The sequence below is a fragment of the Dyella sp. genome (assembly GCF_035508675.1).
In the GTDB taxonomy this organism is placed as follows: domain Bacteria; phylum Pseudomonadota; class Gammaproteobacteria; order Xanthomonadales; family Rhodanobacteraceae; genus Dyella_B.
This window is the reverse complement of sequence record NZ_DATJMN010000173.1, coordinates 1-5,138: the sequence shown is the minus strand read 5'-3', so window position 1 is coordinate 5,138 and position 5,138 is coordinate 1. Positions and strand designations below refer to the sequence as shown.

Genomic DNA, 5,138 nt, shown 5'->3' with positions numbered 1-5,138 from the left:
TCTGATGATGCCGAAGCATGGCATGACCGGGAACATCCAGCTCGGTGCGCCAGTTTGTGCTTCGCGCCCGCAAAATAAAAACGCCCGGATGCCCGGGCGTTTTCTGCAGCATTGCATGCAGCGTTATGCAATCGCCGGAATCGTCTCGATCCCCGCCTCGATCGCGGCCTTGTGCAGATGCGTCCGCGGCAAGATACGCGCGAAGTAGAACGCCGCCGTATCCCGTTTCGCCTGCTTGAACGCCGGCTGCTGTGTACTTTGCCCCAACGCCGACATCGCACGCGCCCAAAAATAGGCAAGCGTGATGTAGCCGCTGTAGTAGAGGTAATCGTTGGCGGCGGCGCCCAGTTCCTCCGGGTTGGACTGGATGCGTTGCGCCAGCTTCATAGTCAGCTCGCCCCATTCCTTGGCCAGCGCGCCCAGTGCACCGACATACGGCTTGAGGGCTTCATCGCTTGCATGCTGCTTGCAGAATGCGCCGATTTCGCCAAGGAAATGCTGCAGGCCCACGCCCTTGAGCTGGAGAATCTTGCGGCCCAGCAGGTCGGCGGCCTGGATGCCGGTGGTGCCTTCGTACAGCGTGATGATGCGTGCGTCGCGCACGAACTGCTCCACGCCGTTCTCCACGATAAAGCCATGGCCGCCGTACACCTGCAGGGCTTCCTTGGTGCACTCCTGCGCCAGCTCGGTGACCAGGCCTTTGGCGATCGGAATCAGGAAGGCCAGGAGTTCGCCGGCTTGCTGCCGCTGCGCTTCGTCCACACCGCGCGCTTCGATATCGGTCTGCAATGCGGCGTACAACAACAGCATGCGCGAACCCTCCACGATCGCGCGCTGCGTCAGCAGCATGCGGCGCACGTCCGGTTGCACTAACAGGTTGTCGGCGGGCTTGTCCGGAAACTTCGCGCCGGAGAGCGCGCGCGATTGCAGGCGCTCGCGGGCATAGTTGAGGCTGTTCTGCAGCGCCCGCTCGGACAGGGCCAGGCCTTGCACGCCTACCGACAGGCGCGCGGCATTCATCATGGTGAACATCGCCGCCAGGCCCTTGTGCGGCTGGCCGATCAGGAAACCTTCGGCCTCGTCGAAGTTCATCACGCAAGTGGCGGAGCCGCGAATGCCCATCTTGTGCTCGATGGCGCCCGCATACACGTTGTTGCGCTCACCCACCGAGCCGTCGCCGTTTAGCTTGAACTTCGGCACGATGAACATCGAGATGCCGCGGCTGCCGGCGGGCGCATCGGGCAGGCGTGCGAGCACGAGGTGGATGATGTTTTCCGCCAGGTCGTGATCGCCCGCGCTGATGAAGATCTTGGTACCCGTGATCTTGTAGCTGCCGTTGGCGCCTGGCTCGGCACGCGTCTTCAAGAGGCCCAGATCGGAACCGGCCTGCGGTTCGGTCAGGCACATCGTGCCGGTCCATTGGCCGGAGACAATGGGCTTGAGGTAGGTGTGCTTCTGCGCTTCGGTGCCGTGCAGTTCCAGTGCGTGGCAGGCGCCTTCGGACAGCAGCGGATACAGGCTCCAGGACAGGTTGCCGGACTGGAACAACTCGGTAGTCGCCACGCCAAGCACGGACGGCAATGCCTGGCCGCCGAACTCTTCCGCCATGGTGAGGCCGGCCCAGCCGCCTTCGGCGAATTGCTTGAACGCCTCCTTGAAACCCTTGGGCGTGGTGACGGTGCGGCTGGCCTTGTCGTAATGGCAGCCTTCTTCGTCGCCTGCGGCGTTGGTCGGCGCCAGCACCTGCTCGCTCAACCGGCCGGCCTCTTCGAGCACTGCATCGAGCAGGTCACGCGTGTGGCCATCGCCCCCTTGCAGCTTGGTCAGTACGGCTTCGGCGCCAAGCACGTCGAAAAGTGCAAAGCGCTGGTCATCGAGCGGGGCCTTGTAGAGCGTCATGGCTGGATCCTTTACGTAGAACGTTAGCGATACGTGTTGGGTACGCCGGGGACCGGCGAAAGGAAAGCGTTGCTGTTGAACGGGAAGTCGCGCGGATTCTTGTTGTCCGGGTGGTCTTCCAGGTTGGGCGTGCAGTGCACGACGCCGGAGAGCACATAGGGCAGGGAGCCCGCACTGCCCTTGGCGGCCACCGCCTGCAAGGCCTGGCTCATGGCGGGGGTCGGCAGTACTTCCGCTTGCACGACGTCGCCGGCGAACGAGGGAATGGCCAGGTCGAACTTCTTATGCACCCGCACGGGAATGCCCTGCGCCACCTGCAAGCTTCCTTCGATCGACTGGTAATCCATGCCGGTGTAGCTGTTGTTCTGGATGCGCAGGGTGAGCTGCCATGCGCCATCGGGCTGCACGCGCATCTGCTGGATGGTGATGGTGGGCGGGAACACGCTTTGCCGTTGCGGTCCGCAGGCCGTCAGTAGCGTCGCGAGCAGCAGCAGGGCCAGTCCGTGGAGCAGTCGTTTCATGGAAGCACCTCAAACGATTGTTTGAATATAGCAGGGAATGGAATGGGTGGAACGGGGTGATGCAGCACGGGAAACGTTTGAAACAGAAAGGGTTACACAAGAAAGGCACGGATGCATGGCGCGTCATGGCGGTACCACGAGATGTGTTTCTTGCGTGATATGCGCCCTCTCCCGCAAGCAGGGAGGGGGAATGCGGGGCGCAACGAAGCAGCGCACAGATCGTAGACAAGCTCTCGCGCTTCCTTGCAGTTCCCAAGGTCACGCAGAGCAGGCATCATTGGAGGTTGCTCTCCCTCTCTTTCCAACTCTGGCCATCCATGTCCCGTCGCATCGTTGCTCGCCGCTCACCTATCCACGGCAATGGCGTGTTTGCCGTCGCTCCCATCAAGAAGGGTGAAGAAATCATCGAATACAAGGGCACGCTGATGACCCACGACGAAGCCGACGAGATGTACGGCGACGGCGGCGAAACCGGGCATACCTTCCTGTTCACGCTCAACGAGGAATACATCCTCGACGCCAACCGCAAGGGCAACATCGCACGCTGGATCAACCACAGCTGCGCCCCCAACTGCGTGGCCTTCGTGATCGAAAGCGAAAGCGGCAACCTGCGCAAGGACAAGGTGGTCATCGAAGCCAAGCGCAACATCAAGGCGGGCGAGGAACTCACCTACGACTACGGCATCGTGCTGGAAGTACCGCATACCGCGCGGTTGAAAAAGAAATGGGCCTGCCTGTGCGGTTCGCCCAAGTGCACCGGCACCCTGCTCAAGCCCAAGCGCGAGCCAAAGCACTGATCACGCCGCGCTCACCCTGGGCATACGCGCCCTGGATCGAGCCATTTGCAGACTCTTGGCTTACCACCTGGAGTCTGCGTATGAACAGCAAATCCCTGTCTGGCAAAAAGATCGCCGTACTCGCGACCGAAGGTTTCGAATACTCCGAGCTGACCGAACCCAAGCGGATGCTTGAAGAAGCCGGCGCCAAGGTCGACGTGATCGCGCCCGGCGACGCCAAGGAAATCAAAGGCTGGAACATCAGCGACTGGGGCGGGGCGGTGAAAGTGGATCGCCCGCTCAGCCAGGCCAAGCCCGATGATTACGAAGCCCTGCTGCTGCCGGGCGGCGTGATGAACCCCGACAAGTTGCGGCTGAAAAAAGAAGCCATCTCGTTCGTGCGTGCCTTCGGCGATGCCAACAAGCCGATCGCAGCGATCTGCCACGGCCCATGGACGCTGATCGATGCCGGCTGCGTCAAGGGCCACACCATGACGTCGTGGCCCAGCCTGCAGAAGGATCTGGAAAACGCCGGCGCCCGCTGGGAAGACCGCGAGGTGATCCGCGACGGCAATCTGGTGACCAGCCGCAAGCCGGACGATATCCCTGCGTTCGGCAAGGCGTTTATCGAATTGCTGGCGGCCTAGGCAAGCGGTTGTTGATGTTCGTGCACCTCATTGAGAGGCGCACCGGGTGTCAGGATGGCCGCAACGCAATCCCTGTTGCCCGTTCGAGTACCGTCAGCAGTTCGTCCTGGAAGGCAACGTCGCGTGCCGCGGCATGCGGCTCGATGCGGCGTTGATGATGCCAATACGCACCCGAGACGCGAGCCTCGGAGTCTTCGCCTGTCGCCAGCCATTCCTGCGTCAGGTGTCCCAGGCGCAAGTCATCGGGTGCACCGGGGCCGCCCATCTTGGTCGGTACCCAGCCCGGATCGACGGCGCTGCTGATAGCGTCGGGCCAGCGCCGCGCAACGGCCAAGGCAAGCGTCGTCACCAGCAGCTTGCTGTCCGAATACGAGCCGGAGGCGGTTCGTCCGCTCCAATCCAGGCCTTCAAGAGCTGCTCGGCCACTTTGGTGCATGCCGCTGCTCAGGTACACCAAACGGTTCGGTCGGGTGATGAGCGCCGTGAGTACATACGGTGCGACGATATTCACCGGCAATACCTGCGGCCCCGAATACACGCCTGCATTGTGGATGACCGCGTCCATGCGGCCGAGCCGGTTCACTTGCTCGGCGACGCCAAGTGTCTGCTGCAGGTCAGACAGATCTCCTGCGACTGACTGCGCACCTTGGCGAAGCAAATCCTGCACGGCATCGAGGCGTTGCTCGTTGCGCGCGTGGATGACAACCTGGTGGCCATCGGCAAGCAAGGTCTGCGCGGCGGCCTTTCCCAGCCCATCGGCGGAACCTGTAATGAAAATGCGTGACACGAATGCCTCTGCCTGAGTTCAGTGCCATTACTGCGACAAACCCATATCAGGCAACATAATCGATCCGCAACACCTCGATCATCATGTCCCCCGCCGGCCGCTGCCAGCGCACTTCATCGCCCACGCGCGCGCCAAGCAGGGCGGTCGCCAATGGCGATACGTAGCTCACCAGCCCGTGTTCGGCATCCGCTTCGTCTTCGCCCACGATCTGCCAGCGTTGTTCGCCTTCATCGCTGTCTACCGTGACGGTGGCGCCGAAGGCGACGCGGTCGTGCGGCTGCTTGGTTGGATCCACCTCGATGGCGCCTGAGATGCGTGCATGAAGGTGGCGAAGTTCGCGTTCCAGGGCGGCCAGTTCGTTGCGTTGGGCAAGTGCGTCCTGTTCGTTCGCGCTCAAGGCATCGTGACGTGCGGTGGCTTTGTCCAGGCGATCGCGCAGCAACGCGAGACCGCGCGGCGTCACGTAGTTGGGATGCGTGCTGATCGGCAGTTCGGGCAACACCTCGGG

Annotated in this window: 6 protein-coding genes; 2 read left to right on the top strand and 4 right to left on the bottom strand. The window is 62.4% G+C overall.

Annotated features, from left to right (window positions below):
• Positions 1-123: 123 nt before the first annotated feature.
• Together VMA74_RS09465 and VMA74_RS09460 are read right to left on the bottom strand one after the other, a co-directional pair.
• A complete protein-coding gene (locus VMA74_RS09465; protein WP_325366401.1) occupies positions 124-1,899 on the bottom strand; it encodes an acyl-CoA dehydrogenase C-terminal domain-containing protein in 1,776 nt (591 codons plus the stop codon).
• A gap of 23 nt (positions 1,900-1,922) precedes the next feature.
• Complete coding sequence (locus tag VMA74_RS09460; RefSeq protein ID WP_325366399.1) at positions 1,923-2,420, bottom strand: hypothetical protein; 498 nt, start codon at positions 2,418-2,420, stop codon at positions 1,923-1,925.
• A 317-nt stretch (positions 2,421-2,737) separates the two neighbouring features.
• Here VMA74_RS09460 and VMA74_RS09455 point away from each other — a divergent pair, with 317 nt between their 5' ends.
• Both VMA74_RS09455 and VMA74_RS09450 read left to right on the top strand, forming a co-directional pair.
• Positions 2,738-3,217 carry an SET domain-containing protein gene (locus VMA74_RS09455; protein WP_325366397.1) on the top strand — a complete coding sequence of 160 codons (480 nt, stop codon included), beginning with the start codon at positions 2,738-2,740 and terminating at the stop codon, positions 3,215-3,217.
• 80 nt (positions 3,218-3,297) lie between these two features.
• Positions 3,298-3,843, top strand: coding sequence for a type 1 glutamine amidotransferase domain-containing protein (locus VMA74_RS09450; RefSeq protein ID WP_325366395.1), 546 nt, complete (start codon positions 3,298-3,300; stop codon positions 3,841-3,843).
• Between the two features lie 49 nt (positions 3,844-3,892).
• On the opposite strand, the gene VMA74_RS09445 is transcribed toward VMA74_RS09450, so the two are convergent.
• Together VMA74_RS09445 and VMA74_RS09440 are read right to left on the bottom strand one after the other, a co-directional pair.
• A complete protein-coding gene (locus VMA74_RS09445; RefSeq protein ID WP_325366393.1) occupies positions 3,893-4,630 on the bottom strand; it encodes an SDR family NAD(P)-dependent oxidoreductase in 738 nt (245 codons plus the stop codon).
• A 46-nt stretch (positions 4,631-4,676) separates the two neighbouring features.
• Positions 4,677-5,138: GreA/GreB family elongation factor (locus VMA74_RS09440; RefSeq protein WP_325366391.1), on the bottom strand; the 462-nt coding region annotated here is incomplete at its 5' end.

Coding starts and splice junctions, on each gene's coding strand:
- VMA74_RS09465 (WP_325366401.1), bottom strand. CDS start 1,899: ATGACGCTCTACAAGGCCCCGCTCGATGACCAGCGCTTTGCACTTTTC.
- VMA74_RS09460 (WP_325366399.1), bottom strand. CDS start 2,420: ATGAAACGACTGCTCCACGGACTGGCCCTGCTGCTGCTCGCGACGCTA.
- VMA74_RS09455 (WP_325366397.1), top strand. CDS start 2,738: ATGTCCCGTCGCATCGTTGCTCGCCGCTCACCTATCCACGGCAATGGC.
- VMA74_RS09450 (WP_325366395.1), top strand. CDS start 3,298: ATGAACAGCAAATCCCTGTCTGGCAAAAAGATCGCCGTACTCGCGACC.